This window comes from Nocardioides sp. dk884 (genome assembly GCF_009557055.1).
GTDB lineage: Bacteria > Actinomycetota > Actinomycetes > Propionibacteriales > Nocardioidaceae > Nocardioides.
Window position 1 is genome coordinate 1,420,743 of record NZ_CP045649.1, and the last position, 13,945, is coordinate 1,434,687.

Consider the following 13,945-nt stretch of genomic DNA (forward strand, 5'->3'; position numbering starts at 1 on the left):
CGCTGCGCGTGTGGCCCGGCTCGCGAGGCCCGACCGGTCGCCGAGCCGTACCGACTCCCCACCAGACGACACAGAGGGAAGACCCACCATGGCTAACATCTCCGCGGCCGACGTCAAGAAGCTCCGTGAGCTCTCCGGCGCCGGCATGATGGACTGCAAGAAGGCGCTCACCGAGGCCGAGGGCGACTTCGAGAAGGCCGTCGAGATCCTGCGCATCAAGGGTGGCAAGAAGATGGCCGAGCGCGCCGCCGAGCGCGAGGCCTCCGCCGGCCTGGTCGCCACCGCCGGTGGTGCTCTCATCGAGCTCAACTGCGAGACCGACTTCGTCGCCAAGAACGACGCGTTCATCGCCGCCGCCGACCAGATCGCCGCGGTCGCGAACGAGAACAAGATCGGCGACGCCGAGGCGCTCAAGGCCGCCGAGCTCAACGGCAAGACCGTCGGCGAGGTCGTCAACGACCTGGCCGTCTCCATCGGCGAGAAGATCGAGCTCGGCCGCGTGGCGTACTTCGACGGCGAGGTCGTCACCTACATGCACCGTCGCGCCGCGGACCTGCCGCCGGCCGTCGGCGTCATCATCGAGTACACCGGTGACGAGGCCGCCGCGCGCGCCGCCGCCATGCAGGTCGCCGCGATGCGCCCGAAGTACCTCACCCGTGACGAGGTCCCCGCGGACGTCGTCGCCAAGGAGCGTGAGATCGCCGAGGCGACCTCGCGCGAGGAGGGCAAGCCCGAGCAGGCGATCGCCAAGATCACCGAGGGTCGCCTCAACGGCTTCTTCAAGGACGTCGTCCTGCTGGAGCAGCCCTCCGTCGTGGAGAACAAGAAGTCGGTCCAGGCGGTGCTGGCGGACTCCGGCACCCAGCTGACCCGCTTCGCCCGTTTCGAGGTCGGGGCCTGATCCACTAGGTTTCACCCCAGACGTCACGAGGAGGCCGGTCCCGCTTGATCCCCCACACACGAGGATCAGCGGACCGGCCTTCTTGCATCTCCCGCCCACCCCGATGAAGGGAACCCCCTTGACTGGTTACCGCCGTGTCCTCCTGAAGCTCTCCGGAGAGGTCTTCGGTGGCGGACAGGTCGGCCTCGACCTCGATGTCATCAACGGCATCGCCGCCGAGATCGCCGATGTCGCCCGCTCCGGCACCGAGGTGGCGATCGTCGTCGGCGGTGGCAACTTCTTCCGCGGCGCCGAGCTCCAGCAGCGCGGCATGGAGCGTGCCCGCGCCGACTACATGGGCATGCTCGGCACCGTGATGAACTGCCTGGCGCTGCAGGACTTCATCGAGAAGAACGGCGTCGAGACGCGGGTGCAGACCGCGATCACGATGGGCCAGGTCGCCGAGCCGTACATCCCGCGCCGCTCGATCCGTCACCTGGAGAAGGGCCGGGTCGTGATCTTCGGCGCCGGCGCCGGCATGCCGTTCTTCTCCACCGACACCGTCGCCGCCCAGCGCGCGCTCGAGACCCGCTGCGAGGTGATCTTGATGGGCAAGCAGGGCGTGGACGGCGTCTACGACTCCGACCCCAAGACCAACCCCTCCGCGGTCAAGTTCGACACCCTCACCTACGACGAGTTCATCGCCCGCGACCTCAAGGTCGCCGACGCCACGGCGGTCAGCCTGGCCCGCGACAACGACGTCGACATGGTCTTCTTCAACCTCTCCACGCCCGGCACGATCGCCCGCGCGGTCTCGGGTGAGAAGATCGGTACGACGGTCTCGCGGGGCTGACCCGCCCCGTACGACCGGCCGCACCACCCACCGAGCAGCAGCGAACACACAGGAGCACCCGTGATCAACGAGATCCTCAACGAGGCCGACGCCAAGATGGGCAAGTCGGTGGAGTCCACCCGCGAGGAGTTCGCCGCGATCCGCGCCGGGCGTGCTCACCCCAACATGTTCAGCAAGATCCTGGTCGACTACTACGGCTCGCTGACGCCGATCCAGCAGCTCGCGTCCTTCACCGCCCCCGAGGCACGCACGATCCTGGTCGCGCCGTTCGACCAGGGCGCGATGAAGAACATCGAGCGGGCGATCCGCGACTCCGACCTCGGCGTGAACCCCGCCGACGACGGCAAGGTGATCCGCTGCGTGTTCCCCGAGCTCACCGAGGAGCGCCGCAAGGAGTACATCAAGGTCGCCCGCGGCAAGGCCGAGGACGGCCGCGTCGCCGTACGCAACCTGCGCCGCAACGCCAAGCAGCAGCTCGAGCGTCTGGAGAAGGACGGCGAGGTCGGCAAGGACGACGTCACGGGTGCGGAGAAGCGCCTCGACGGCCTGACCAAGAAGCACACCGACGCGATCGACGAGATGCTGAAGAACAAGGAGGCCGAGCTGATCGAGGTCTGAGGACCCCGGCACTCGTCTGACTTCATGCACTCCACCTCAGCGCAGCCCAAGGACCACGGCCGCGCCGGGCGTGACCTGCGCGCGGCCTTCGGCTCCGCGTTCGTCCTGCTCGGCGCCGTCGTCGCCTCCCTGATGGTCGAGAAGACCGTCTTCATGGTGATCGTCGCGATCGCCGTCGTGGTCGCCATCTGGGAGCTGCACAAGGGCTTCCTCGCCAAGGACATCGACCTGCCCGAGCAGCCGATGATGGTCGGCGGCCTGGTGATGGTGGTGGTGGCGTACTTCTGGGGCGCCCCGGCGCTGGTCACCGCCACGGCGGTGACCGCGCTGGCGATCATGCTGTGGCTGCTGCGCCGCGGGATCGACGGCTACGTCAAGAACGCCACCGCCGCGGTCTTCACCGTCATCTATGTGCCGTTCCTCGGCTCGTTCGTGGCCCTGATGCTCGCGGAGGGTGGCACCACCGGCGGCGGGTTCGACGACGACGGCGTCAAGGGCATCCTGGTCTTCGTGCTGGTCACGATCGCCTCCGACACCGGGGGGTACGCCGCGGGCGTGCTCTTCGGCAAGCACCCGATGGCCCCGGTCATCTCCCCGAAGAAGTCCTGGGAGGGCTTCGCCGGCTCGATCGTCTTCACCGTGGTGGCCGGCTGGGCGCTGGTCACCTACCTCCTCGACGGTGACTGGTGGGTGGGCATCGCGCTCGGCCTCATCGCCGTGGTGATGGCGACGCTCGGCGACCTGTGCGAGTCGGTCATCAAGCGCGACCTCGGCATCAAGGACATGAGCCAGGTGATCCCCGGTCACGGCGGCCTCATGGACCGCCTCGACTCGCTGCTCGCCACGATCGCGCCGATCTGGCTGCTGCTGCACTACGCGGTCTTCTGAGCCGCGCCATGACCTGGTTCCTCGTCCGCCACGGGCGCCCGCTGGTCGACCCGGGCACCCCGGCGGCCTCCTGGGAGCTGGACCCGGCGGGCTTCGACGACGTCTGGGCGCTGCGCGAGCGGCTCCCGCAGGACGACGCGGTCTGGTTCACCTCCCCGGAGCCCAAGGCGGTCGCGACCTGCCAGCTGCTGACCGAGGGCGACGTCGGCATCCTCGACGGCCTGCGCGAGCAGGAGCGAGGTGCTGCGTGGGTCGAGGACTTCGAGGCGACCGTGCGGCGGGCGTTCGCCGACCCCGACGCCCAGGCGCACCCGGGCTGGGAGCCGCTCGCCGCGACCCGGCTGCGGCTGCTCGACGCCGTACGACCGATCCGGCACGCGCACGCCGACACCGACGTGGTGCTCGTGGGCCACGGCACCGCGTGGACGCTGCTCGCGGCCGAGCTGAGCGGAACCGCGCCCGATCTGGATCGCTGGGCGCGCCTCGGCATGCCCGACGTGATCACCCTGCCCGAGCCGCTACCCTCCCTCCGGTGAGCACCGACGAACAGGCACCCGTGCAGCCGGAGCCACCGGCCGCAGGGCCCGGTGCCTCCGCACCCCCGTCGCGGGCGGGGTGGCGCGACCGCGACCACCCGACGTTCACCGCACTGGCCGCGTTCTTCGCCGGTCTGGTGCTCGTCGTGGTCGTCCCCGGCACGTACGCCGCGCTGCTGCGGCTCGTGGTCGATCAGGAGACCGCCGAGGACCTGTTCCCGCTGGCGCTCCTGGCCCTGGTGGTCCCGCTGGTGCTGGCGTTCGTGCCGCGGACCCGGCGGGTCGGGCGCTACCTGCTGCTCGGCATGGTCAGCACCGCGGTGGTGGTCCTCGGCTCGGCAGCGCTCGTGCTGTGGATCCTCTACCGCACCGAGGGCTGAGCGGGCGAGCGGTGGCGGAGGCTGGGGTTTTCGCCCCTCACCGCCCCGGTGGGAGAATCGGCCCTGATGTCTGAGACGCCCCCCGCCGCCGCCCCCTCCGGAGCCACGACGCTCCCGCTGGTCTTCGAGGAGCCCCGCGGCCGCAAGAAGCCGCCGCGCCACCTCGCCGACCTCGACCCCGCGGGCCGCAAGGCGCTGCTGGAGGAGCACGGCCTGCCCGGCTTCCGGGCCAAGCAGCTCTCCACCCACTACTTCGCCCGGCTCGTCGACGACCCGGAGCAGATGACCGACCTGCCCGCCGCTCAGCGCGCGGAGCTCGTCGCGGCGCTGCTGCCCGAGCTGATGACGCCGCTGCGCACGCTCGAGGCCGACAAGGGCACCACCCGCAAGACGCTGTGGAAGCTCTTCGACGGCGCCCTGGTGGAGTCGGTGCTGATGCGCTACCCCGACCGGGCCACGATGTGCGTCTCCAGCCAGGCCGGCTGCGGCATGGCGTGCCCGTTCTGCGCCACCGGCCAGGGCGGCCTGCAGCGCAACATGTCCACCGCCGAGATCGTCGAGCAGGTCGTCGCGGGTGCCCGGGCGCTGGCCCGCGGCGAGGTCCCCGGTGGCCCCGGCCGGGTCTCCAACGTGGTCTTCATGGGCATGGGGGAGCCACTGGCCAACTACAAGGCGGTCATCGGCACCATCCGGCGCCTCACCGACCCCTCGCCCGACGGCCTGGGCATGTCGGCGCGCGGCATCACGGTCTCGACCGTCGGCCTGGTCCCGCGGATCTACCAGCTCACCGACGAGGGCATCCCGGTCACGCTCGCGCTGAGCCTGCACGCCCCCGACGACGAGCTGCGCAACGAGCTGGTGCCGATCAACACCCGCTACTCGGTCGCCGAGACCGTCGAGGCGGCGTGGAACTACGCGCGCACCACCAAGCGCCGGGTCTCGATCGAGTACGCCATGATGCGCGGCATCAACGACCAGGGCCACCGCGCCGACCTGCTCGGCGACGTGCTGCGCTCCTACGGCGACTGGGGCTGGGTGCACGTCAACCTGATCCCGCTGAACCCGACCCCGGGCTCGAAGTGGACCGCTTCGGACCCCGCAGACGAGCGTGAGTTCGTACGCCGCCTGGAGGCCAAGGGCATCCCCACGACGGTCCGCGACACCCGCGGCCGCGAGATCGACGGGGCCTGCGGGCAGCTCGCCGCGACCGAGGACTGACGCCTCAGGCGCCGGCGCGCAGGATCGCGGCCGCCTCCTCGCCGCTGTCGACGAGGTGGACGTGCTCCTCCATCGGTCGTCCGCGCGCGAGCGTCTCCAGCAGCGGCCAGGCCGGCAGCGTCGAGGTCCAGTACTCCCGGCCGACCAGCACCATCGGCGCCAGCGAGGACTCGTCGGCGTAGTAGTTCTCGCACGCGTCCTGGAAGATCTCCTGCACCGTGCCACCGGCGCCGGGCAGGAACACGATCCCGGCGTCGCAGACCTGCAGCAGGATCGCCTCGCGGGTGGAGTTGCGGAAGTACTTCGCGACCGCTGTCGCGAACAGGTTGGGCGGCTCGTGGCCGTAGTGCCAGGTCGGGATGCCCAACGAGTCCGCGCCGGGCGCGAGGTCCGCGCGGACCTCGCGGGCGCTGGTGACCCACGCGTCGATCGAGGGGCGGTACGACGGCACCGCGGACAGCCGCGCGACCGCGTCGTCGAGGTCGGCCGGGCTCGCCGCGGCGTACCACGCGCCGAGGTTGGCCGCCTCCATCGCGCCCGGGCCGCCGCCGGTGGCTACCGCCAGGCGTGCGCCGAGGGCCTGCGCGAGCCGGGCGGCGTCGCGGTACGTCGGGTCGCCGCGCCGAGCGGCGTGCCCGCCCATGACCCCCACGACCCGGCGCGGGGCGGCCCACTCCTGGAGCGCCTGGTCGATCGCGTGGTCGTGCAGCGCCTGGCGCAGCGCGGAGTCCGCCGTGGCGGGGCGCTGGGACCAGGCGTAGGCCCGCCCGTCGAGGGACGCCGCCCAGGTCGGGGCGTCGTAGAGGTCCTCGACGGTGTACAGCGAGGTGCGACCCACCTCGGGCGGCTCCACCGGACCGGCTCCGGGCGGGGCGGCGAGGTCGGTCGCCGGCGGCTGGTCGAGCACCACGGCGCCGGCCGCGCGGGCTCGCTCGGCCTCGGCCGGCGGCCAGGTGCAGCCGAGGAACGTCGCCCCGGAGAGGTCGCGGGAGCGGAGCGCCTCGATGCGACCGGTGAGGTCGAGGGTCCGCACCCGCCAGCCCGAGAGCGACCGGGCCCCGGCCGCCAGACGCCGATCGAGGTCGGCGAGGGAGTCGATGTCGACGATGCGTCCGCGGTGTTGCTCCACCCTGGCGAACCTAGCCGCCGGCGGGTGGCGGCGTGCAGTGGCCGCTCAGTGGCCGCTCAGTACGCCTGCGCCATCAGCTCGGCGAAGAGCGCGTGCTCGTCGGCGTCCAGCCCGCGGGCCCGGGCCCAGGTGCAGATGTTCGTGCAGTCGCGCATCAGGAAGTCCGGGCCCTGGAGGTTGCCGACCAGGTCGACGGCCTGCGGCACGTCGATGAGCACCACCCGCTCGCCGGCCGCGAGCACGTTGTAGGCGGAGAGGTCGCCGTGCACGATCCCGTGGCTGGTCATGGTGACCAGCGCGGCGCGCAGCTGGTCGAACCAGTGGGCGGCCAGCTCCACCGATGGACGGGTCTGGGCCAGCCTCGGCGCGCTGCAGGTGGGGTCGTCCTCGGCGGTGATCCACTCCATCAGGATCTCGGTGCCGTCGACCTGCACGGGGTAGGGGACCGGCACGCCGAGGGTCCACAGCCGCCGCAACGCCTCCCACTCCGAGGCCGCCCACTCGCCGGCGGCGACCTGACGGCCGAACGTGCTCTTGCGCTTGATCGCGCGCTGGTCGCGGGAGCGCCGGGTGCTGCGGCCCTCGGTGTACGCCGCGGCGCGGTGGAAGCTGCGGTGCTCGGGCGCGCGGTAGCGCTTCGCGGCCATCACCACGCCGCGGTCGGGGTCGTGAGGGTCGGCGCGCTCGAGCAGGAAGACGTCGGCCTCCTTGCCGGTCTTGAGGACGCCGAGGTCGGTGTCGACGGCGCCCTGGGAGGTCACGACCCAGTCGGGGCGTGGTTCGGGTCCCCGGGCGAGCGCCTCCACGGCGTACCAGGTGGACCAGCGACGGCCGGGGCCTGCTGGGTCGTCGTACGCCTGGAAGTCGCAGACGAAGGACGGGTCGAGGGTGGCGGGGACGGGGGTGGACGGGTCAGGTGTGAAGTCCTGGGGCATGACGAGGGGTGCTCCGTGCGATCGAGGGGAGGCCAGGGGCCGGGACGGCGATGTGCGCGCCGGTGACAGTCGTGGTCATGTCACGCTCCTCTCGACGGGAGCCCCTCCTGGGCTCGCTCGGGGCAAGCGTCCTCGGCGCCCCGCGTGCGGGGCAACCGGTTCTTGCGGGTGCCCTCCTCAGGCGGCCCGGGAGCCGTGCGGCACCGCGCGGTCGGCCACCCGGTCCCAGCGGTCGTCGATGTGCACGACCGCGCGCCCGAGGCGCTGGAACAGGCTGGCCGCGACGGCCGCCGTGCGTCCGGAGCGGCAGTGCACCCAGAGCTCGCCGGAGGGCAGGGTGGGGCCGATCCGCTCGACGTCGTGGAGGGGCACGTGGATCGCGCCCGGCAGGTGCGCCCGCTCGTGCTCGTCGGCGTCGCGGACGTCGACCAGCACCCGGCGGTGCGCGGGGTCCGCGGCCAGGTAGTCGGCCCACTCGACGCGGCGGTAGCTGGCCGGGGGCGGCTCGGGCGACAGCACGTGGGTGCCGACGCCGTCGATCCCGATCCGGGCCAGGTCGCGCAGCGCCGGCTCGAGGAGGTCGGGGGAGTCGCTGAGCAGCACGATGTCGTCGTGCCAGGGCACCAGCCAGCCGACGTAGGTCGCGAAGTCCGCGGACCACTCGACGTTCACGGTGCCGGGCACGTGCGCCTCGGCGTACCGCTGTCGATCCCGCAGGTCGATGACCCAGGAGCCGCACAGCACGGCATCGGTCACGTCGTCGGCGGTGACCCGGCGGGCGGGGGCGGCGTCGCGACGGTCTTCGAGGCTCATGGTCCCTCCCACGGTGGTAGACGAAAGCGGTGCTAGATAAAGTTCACCGACTTAGTCTAGGTATACCTGCTCGGGCCCGTCGCGACCAGTAGTCCGTCGGAGTACGTTGAGGTGATGCGCACTCCCGTCCTTCGCCGGCTCGCCGCGCTGGTGGCCCCGGCCCTGCTGATCCCGCCGCTGCTCACCAGCCCGTCCGCGGCGCTGGTCGCGGACCCGGTGCCGGGTGCGGCGGGCATCGGCGACCCCTACTTCCCGCTCGACGGCAACGGCGGGATCGACGTGCGCCACTACGACGTGCGCGTCGCCTACGACTTCGACAGCGGGATGCTGCGCGGGCGCACCGACGTGCGCTTGGAGGCCACCCGGTCGCTCGCCAGCTTCCACCTCGACCTGCTGGTGCCGGTGCGCTCGGTGCGGATCGACGGACGCCCGGCGCGCGTCGAGCGCCCACGGCCGCATGAGCTGAAGATCATCCCGCGCCGCCCGCTCGCCGAGGGGCGGGTGGTGACCGTGGAGGTCCGCTACGCGGGTCGCCCGGGGCCGGTGTCCTACGCCGGTGAGAGCAACTGGCTCGCCGACGCCGAGGAGGTGGTCACGATGAACCAGCCGCACATGGCGCCGTGGTGGTTCCCCGCCAACGACCACCCGCTCGACAAGGCCACGATGGACGTGCGGGTCACCGTCCCGCGCCACAAGCAGGTGGTCTCCAACGGCACGCTCGTGGACCGGCGGGTCGACGGGGCACGCGCCACGACGCACTGGCGCTCGGCGGACCCGATGGCGCCCTACCTCGCGTTCTTCGCGGCCGGGCGGTACGCCGTGGCACGCGGCGTACACGACGGTCTGCCGTGGTACGTCGCGGTGTCGAAGGAGCTGCCCCGCCCGGTCGCGCGGCGCGCGATGAGGCTGATGAAGCGGACCCCGGCGATCACCGCGTGGACCGAGACCGTGCTCGGCGACTACCCGTTCGAGAGCACCGGCGGGCTCACGACCTCGCTGGACCCCGGCTTCGCGCTGGAGAACCAGACCCGGCCGACGTACCCCGTCCTGCAGAACGAGCGGGTGGTGACGGTGGTCCACGAGATCGCCCACCAGTGGTTCGGGGACTCCGTGGCGCTCGCCCGGTGGCGGGACATCTGGCTCAACGAGGGTGCCGCCACGTTCATGGAGAAGCTGTGGGCCGAGGAGCACGGCGGTCGCGACGGGCAGGACTGGCTGGTCGAGCAGCGCGACGCCCTGGCGGCCGAGCGGGGCTTCTGGCGGGTGCAGGTCGACGACCCGGGCCCCGAGCGGATCTTCGCCACGCCGGTCTACCTGCGCGGGGGGATGGCCTTCCAGGCGCTGCGGCACCGCATCGGCGACGACGACTTCGGCGACCTGCTGCGCACCTGGGTGCAGGGCCGCGAGCACGGCCACGGCACCACCGCGGAGTTCATCGCGCTCGCCGAGCAGGTCAGCGGCGAGGACCTCGACGCGTTCTTCGAGGCCTGGCTGCGCGCCCCGCGCCCGCCGGCGAAGACCGCCGCCAACGGCTTCTGACTCCACCCCGAGTCGACGCCACGGCGCCCGATGAACGGGACGCGGGCGTGACGCCGGTCACGTCATGGCTAGGTTGCCCCTGACCGGCCGTCATGACCAGGAGGAGGAACGCCGTGTTCCGTCACATCTCACGCGCTCTCACGCTGCTGTTGGTGGTCGGCGGCCTCAGCGTCGGCCTCACGCTGCCGTCCAGCGCGTCGCCGGCCGGCGACGGGCGCGCGCCAGCAGACTGCACGTCCCCACAGCGGGACCTCGCGGCAGCAGAGACCCGCCTCGGTCAGGTCACGAAGAAGGTCGTCCGTCGCGCGGCCGAGCTGGAGCGCGCGCAGAACAAGCTCGAGCGGGCCAAGAAGAAGGCGTCCGCCAAGCCGACGAAGCGGCACAAGAACCAGGTCACGAAGGCGAAGGCGGCCAAGAAGGCGGCCGCCGCAAAGCTCCGGAAGGCGAAGAAGAAGCGCGCCGACGCGAAGAAGTCCGTGCGCAGCGCGCGGACCGCACTCGCCGCCTGCCGCGCCGGCCTGCCTCTCGTGACCGGCCCGATCACCGGCGGCGAGCACGGCTTTCCGGGCACCTCGACGACTCTCGACCTCCAGACCCCGGGCTACGAGGAGACCGAGTACTTCCTCAGCGGGACCGCGACGTCCTACGAGCGCGACGGCGCCTGGACCTCCGACGGCCGGTGGGGCGTGAGTGCGGCCGACACCGCGCCGTACCGCACCCGCCTCCTGGTGCGCGCACCACGCAACCCCGCCGACTTCAACGGCACCGTGCTGGTCGAGTGGCTGAACGTCTCCGGCAACTCCGACGCCGACGTCGCCTTCCCCTACATGTACGACGAGATCGTCCGTGAGGGCTACGCGTGGGTGGGGGTGTCCGCGCAGAGCGTCGGCGTCAACAGCGAGGGCGGTGCCAGCACGGTCGGCGACAGCGTGATGGGCCTGAAGAACTGGGACCCGGCGCGCTACGGCGACCTGGTGCACCCCGGGGACGAGTACTCCTACGACATCTTCACCCAGGCCGGCGCCGCGCTGCGCGCCGCCCGAGGCGTCGACCCGCTGCCCGGCATGGAGGCCGAGCAGCTGATCGCGGCGGGCCAGTCGCAGTCGGCCTTCCGGATGGCGACGTACGCCAACGCGTTCCAGCCGATCGCCGGCGTCTACGACGGCCTGATCGTGCACTCCCGCAGCGGGATCAGCGCACCGCTCGGCGCCCAGGCGGACGCCCCGGCACCGCAGGGGCCGGCAGGTCCCGACGCGCCGTCGCCGGTCCGGCTGCGCACCGACCTGGACGTCCCCGTGCTGCAGATGCTCTCCGAGACCGAGCTCTTCGAGCTCGGAGGGGGAGCGCCCGGCACCCGGTTCGTCGACGCTCGTCAGCCCGACAGCGCGATGGTCCGCACCTGGGAGATGGCCGGGACCGCGCACTCCGACAGGTACCTCGTGGCGATCATGAACGCGATGTACCAGCGTCAGTTCGAGGGCGCCCGCGACCTTTCCCCCGTGCTCGGCCTGATCAACGACGGCCCGCAGCGCTATATCTCCGCCGCCGCGCTCCGCGCCATGCGCACCTGGGTCATCCAGGGCGAGGCGCCCCGGAGCGTCGACCCGATCCAGACGGCGGACGGCACCATCGTGCGCGACGAGCACGGGAACGCGGTCGGTGGCGTGCGGACTCCACAGGTCGACGTACCGATCGCGGCACTGTCCGGTCAGACCACCTTGGTCCCCATGAACGGATCCACCACGCGGTTCGACGCGGCGAGGCTGCACGAGATGTACGGCAGCAACGCCGAGTACGTCGCGCGGTTCACCGCGGCCGCCCGGGCCGCTGTGGCCGGGGGATTCCTCCTGGAGGAGGACGCGGAGCTGCTGATCGCCGCGGCCGCGGCGTCCGGCATCGGCGAGCCTGCTGAGGGATCCCCAGGTCACTGATCCGGGAGGGTCCTCGCCGCACCGTCGGAGGCAGACGGCACGATGGGCCCCGATGACGACGCACACGCCGACCGAGGTCCTCTCCCGGGTCTTCGGTTACGACGCCTTCCGGGGAGACCAGGCCCAGATCATCGACACCGTCGTCGCCGGCGGGGACGCGCTGGTGCTGATGCCCACCGGTGGCGGCAAGTCGCTGTGCTACCAGATCCCGGCGCTGGTGCGGCCCGGCACGGGGATCGTCATCTCCCCGCTGATCGCGCTGATGCAGGACCAGGTCGACGCGCTGGAGGCGCTCGGCGTCCGGGCGTCGTTCCTCAACTCCACGCAGTCGGCCGAGGAGCGCCGATCCGTCGAGGCGGCGTACGTCGCGGGTGAGCTCGACCTGCTCTACCTGGCCCCGGAGCGGCTCTCGGTGCCCTCGACCGTGGCGCTGCTGGAGCGCGGCACGATCTCGCTGTTCGCGATCGACGAGGCGCACTGCGTGTCGTCGTGGGGCCACGACTTCCGGCCCGACTACCTGGCGCTCGCGATCCTGGGGGAGCGGTGGCCCGGCGTACCCCGGATCGCGCTGACCGCGACGGCCACCGAGGCGACCCGCGCCGACATCGTGGCCCGGCTCGGCCTCGGCGGGGCGCGGGTGTTCGTGTCGTCGTTCGACCGGCCCAACATCGAGTACCGCATCGTGGCCAAGGACAACCCGCGCCAGCAGCTGCTGGAGCTGCTGCGCACCGAGCACGCCGGCGACTCGGGCATCGTCTACTGCCTGTCGCGGCGCTCGGTGGAGGAGGCCGCGCAGTTCCTCTCCCGCAACGGGATCCCGGCGCTGCCCTACCACGCCGGCATGGACGCCCGGCAGCGCGCGGAGCACCAGTCCCGCTTCCTGCGCGAGCCCGGGCAGGTCATCTGCGCGACCATCGCCTTCGGCATGGGCATCGACAAGCCCGACGTGCGGTTCGTCGCGCACCTCGACCTGCCGAAGTCGGTCGAGGGCTACTACCAGGAGACCGGCCGCGCGGGGCGCGACGGCAACCCGGCCACGGCCTGGCTGGCCTACGGGCTCGCCGACGTCGTGCAGCAGCGCAAGATGGTGCAGACCTCCGACGGCGACGCCGCCCACAAGCGCCGCCTCGGGGCCAACCTCGACGCGATGCTCGCCCTCTGCGAGACCGTGGAGTGCCGCCGCGGGCAGCTGCTGGCCTACTTCGGCCAGCCCGGCGGCTCGGCCTGCGGCAACTGCGACACGTGCACGGCGCCGCCGGAGACCTGGGACGGCACCGTCGCGGCCCAGAAGTTCCTCTCCGCGGTCGTCCGCCTCGCCCAGCGCCGCCAGCGCTACGGCGCCGGCCACGTCATCGACATCCTGCTCGGCAAGACCACCGAGCGGATCGTCAACCTCGACCACACCTCGCTGAGCGTCTACGGCATCGGCACCGAGCTCGACGAGCGGCAGTGGCGCGGCGTCGTACGACAGCTCCTCGCGCAGCGGCTGCTGACCGTGGGCGACGACGGCTACGGGACGCTCGAGCTTACTGAGGACTCCTCCGCCGTGCTGCGCGGCGAGCGCGAGGTGCGCCTGCGCCACGAGGTCGCGCCGTCCTCGACCCGCCGGTCGCGGTCGTCCACGCGGAAGGCCAAGCCCGACGACGTACCGCTCGACGCCGCGGGGGAGCAGCTCTTCGAGCAGCTCCGCGCCTGGCGTGCCGCGACCGCCAAGGAAGCCGGCCTCCCCGCGTACGTCGTGTTCCACGACGCCACGTTGCGCCAGATCGCCGCAGTGCGCCCGACCGTCCGCGAGCAGCTCGCCGGGATCTCCGGGCTGGGTGCCGCCAAGCTCGAGAAGTACGGCGACGCGCTGCTCGGGGTCACTGCGGGGTAGGCCCCGAGATGGGCGCGGGGCAGGCGCTCGTTGCGAGCGGCCGAGGTCGAGGACCCCACCCTTCCCGCCGCGCGTTCTAGACGCGCGCCCAGCGCCGCGCCTCACTCACCGCGACGGCGAATTCCGCGCCGTGGGCTGCCACATCCCGGCACCCTGGTGCGAAGCCCACGACGGCGGCACTCCCAGGGCGGCCGGCGGCCGCACGGACCTTGTGGACGGGCTGCTCCTCTGCTCCCACCATCACCTCCGGGCCCACGATCTGAGGTTCACCACCGACCGTGTGGCCGATGGCGGGGCGAGGTTCCATCGGTGGGCGTAGGCCGGTGGGGGAGGTCCTAGCGGCGGGTAG

Annotated in this window: 13 protein-coding genes; 10 read left to right on the top strand and 3 right to left on the bottom strand. The window is 72.2% G+C overall.

Going from position 1 to position 13,945, the window contains the following annotated elements:
- Nucleotides 1–88: 88 nt before the first annotated feature.
- The 7 genes from tsf to rlmN all read left to right on the top strand — a co-directional run bounded on the left by tsf (nucleotide 89) and on the right by rlmN (nucleotide 5,373).
- Nucleotides 89–901 (top strand): translation elongation factor Ts, encoded by an 813-nt coding sequence (tsf, locus tag GFH29_RS06905; RefSeq protein WP_153322647.1) that lies wholly within the window; start codon nucleotides 89–91, stop codon nucleotides 899–901.
- A gap of 103 nt (nucleotides 902–1,004) precedes the next feature.
- Complete coding sequence (pyrH, locus tag GFH29_RS06910; RefSeq protein WP_153322648.1) at nucleotides 1,005–1,733, top strand: UMP kinase; 729 nt, start codon at nucleotides 1,005–1,007, stop codon at nucleotides 1,731–1,733.
- A gap of 63 nt (nucleotides 1,734–1,796) precedes the next feature.
- The gene (frr, locus tag GFH29_RS06915) at nucleotides 1,797–2,351 is read left to right on the top strand and encodes a ribosome recycling factor (RefSeq protein WP_228387880.1); all 555 of its coding nucleotides are present in this window, start codon (nucleotides 1,797–1,799) and stop codon (nucleotides 2,349–2,351) included.
- A gap of 24 nt (nucleotides 2,352–2,375) precedes the next feature.
- Nucleotides 2,376–3,239: a phosphatidate cytidylyltransferase gene (locus GFH29_RS06920; RefSeq protein WP_153322650.1), complete on the top strand. Its 864-nt coding sequence runs from the start codon at nucleotides 2,376–2,378 to the stop codon at nucleotides 3,237–3,239.
- Nucleotides 3,240–3,247: 8 nt separating this feature from the next.
- Entirely contained in the window at nucleotides 3,248–3,775 is a 528-nt protein-coding gene (locus GFH29_RS06925; protein ID WP_153322651.1) for a histidine phosphatase family protein, read from the top strand.
- Nucleotides 3,772–4,155 carry a hypothetical protein gene (locus tag GFH29_RS06930; RefSeq protein WP_153322652.1) on the top strand — a complete coding sequence of 128 codons (384 nt, stop codon included), beginning with the start codon at nucleotides 3,772–3,774 and terminating at the stop codon, nucleotides 4,153–4,155. The genes GFH29_RS06925 and GFH29_RS06930 overlap by 4 nt, the downstream gene beginning before the upstream one ends.
- A 66-nt stretch (nucleotides 4,156–4,221) precedes the next feature.
- Nucleotides 4,222–5,373, top strand: coding sequence for a 23S rRNA (adenine(2503)-C(2))-methyltransferase RlmN (gene rlmN, locus GFH29_RS06935; RefSeq protein WP_153322653.1), 1,152 nt, complete (start codon nucleotides 4,222–4,224; stop codon nucleotides 5,371–5,373).
- Between the two features lie 4 nt (nucleotides 5,374–5,377).
- Here the strand turns inward: rlmN and GFH29_RS06940 are convergent, their stop codons facing one another.
- From GFH29_RS06940 to GFH29_RS06950, 3 genes are all read right to left on the bottom strand, one after another.
- A complete protein-coding gene (locus GFH29_RS06940) occupies nucleotides 5,378–6,502 on the bottom strand; it encodes an LOG family protein (RefSeq protein WP_153322654.1) in 1,125 nt (374 codons plus the stop codon).
- 56 nt (nucleotides 6,503–6,558) lie between these two features.
- On the bottom strand, nucleotides 6,559–7,437 hold the full coding sequence (locus tag GFH29_RS06945; RefSeq protein ID WP_153322655.1) for a serine protein kinase RIO: 879 nt from the start codon (nucleotides 7,435–7,437) through the stop codon (nucleotides 6,559–6,561).
- 177 nt (nucleotides 7,438–7,614) lie between these two features.
- Nucleotides 7,615–8,250, bottom strand: coding sequence for a rhodanese-like domain-containing protein (locus GFH29_RS06950; protein WP_153322656.1), 636 nt, complete (start codon nucleotides 8,248–8,250; stop codon nucleotides 7,615–7,617).
- A gap of 114 nt (nucleotides 8,251–8,364) precedes the next feature.
- Between GFH29_RS06950 and GFH29_RS06955 the strand changes: the two genes are divergently transcribed.
- The 3 genes from GFH29_RS06955 (at nucleotide 8,365) to recQ (ending at nucleotide 13,596) form a co-directional block, all read left to right on the top strand.
- Nucleotides 8,365–9,789: a M1 family metallopeptidase gene (locus tag GFH29_RS06955; RefSeq protein WP_153322657.1), complete on the top strand. Its 1,425-nt coding sequence runs from the start codon at nucleotides 8,365–8,367 to the stop codon at nucleotides 9,787–9,789.
- A 113-nt stretch (nucleotides 9,790–9,902) separates the two neighbouring features.
- Nucleotides 9,903–11,720, top strand: a complete 1,818-nt coding sequence (locus GFH29_RS06960) for an alpha/beta hydrolase domain-containing protein (protein ID WP_194289080.1) — start codon at nucleotides 9,903–9,905, stop codon at nucleotides 11,718–11,720.
- 52 nt (nucleotides 11,721–11,772) lie between these two features.
- On the top strand, nucleotides 11,773–13,596 hold the full coding sequence (gene recQ / locus GFH29_RS06965; protein ID WP_153322658.1) for a DNA helicase RecQ: 1,824 nt from the start codon (nucleotides 11,773–11,775) through the stop codon (nucleotides 13,594–13,596).
- Nucleotides 13,597–13,945 lie beyond the last annotated feature (349 nt).

Excerpts from the sequence above, each read along its gene's own strand:
- GFH29_RS06925 (WP_153322651.1), top strand. The coding sequence starts at position 3,248 with ATGACCTGGTTCCTCGTCCGCCACGGGCGCCCGCTGGTCGACCCGGGC.
- recQ (WP_153322658.1), top strand. The coding sequence starts at position 11,773 with ATGACGACGCACACGCCGACCGAGGTCCTCTCCCGGGTCTTCGGTTAC.
- GFH29_RS06920 (WP_153322650.1), top strand. The coding sequence starts at position 2,376 with ATGCACTCCACCTCAGCGCAGCCCAAGGACCACGGCCGCGCCGGGCGT.
- tsf (WP_153322647.1), top strand. The coding sequence starts at position 89 with ATGGCTAACATCTCCGCGGCCGACGTCAAGAAGCTCCGTGAGCTCTCC.
- pyrH (WP_153322648.1), top strand. The coding sequence starts at position 1,005 with ATGAAGGGAACCCCCTTGACTGGTTACCGCCGTGTCCTCCTGAAGCTC.
- rlmN (WP_153322653.1), top strand. The coding sequence starts at position 4,222 with ATGTCTGAGACGCCCCCCGCCGCCGCCCCCTCCGGAGCCACGACGCTC.
- GFH29_RS06945 (WP_153322655.1), bottom strand. The coding sequence starts at position 7,437 with ATGCCCCAGGACTTCACACCTGACCCGTCCACCCCCGTCCCCGCCACC.
- GFH29_RS06955 (WP_153322657.1), top strand. The coding sequence starts at position 8,365 with ATGCGCACTCCCGTCCTTCGCCGGCTCGCCGCGCTGGTGGCCCCGGCC.
- GFH29_RS06950 (WP_153322656.1), bottom strand. The coding sequence starts at position 8,250 with ATGAGCCTCGAAGACCGTCGCGACGCCGCCCCCGCCCGCCGGGTCACC.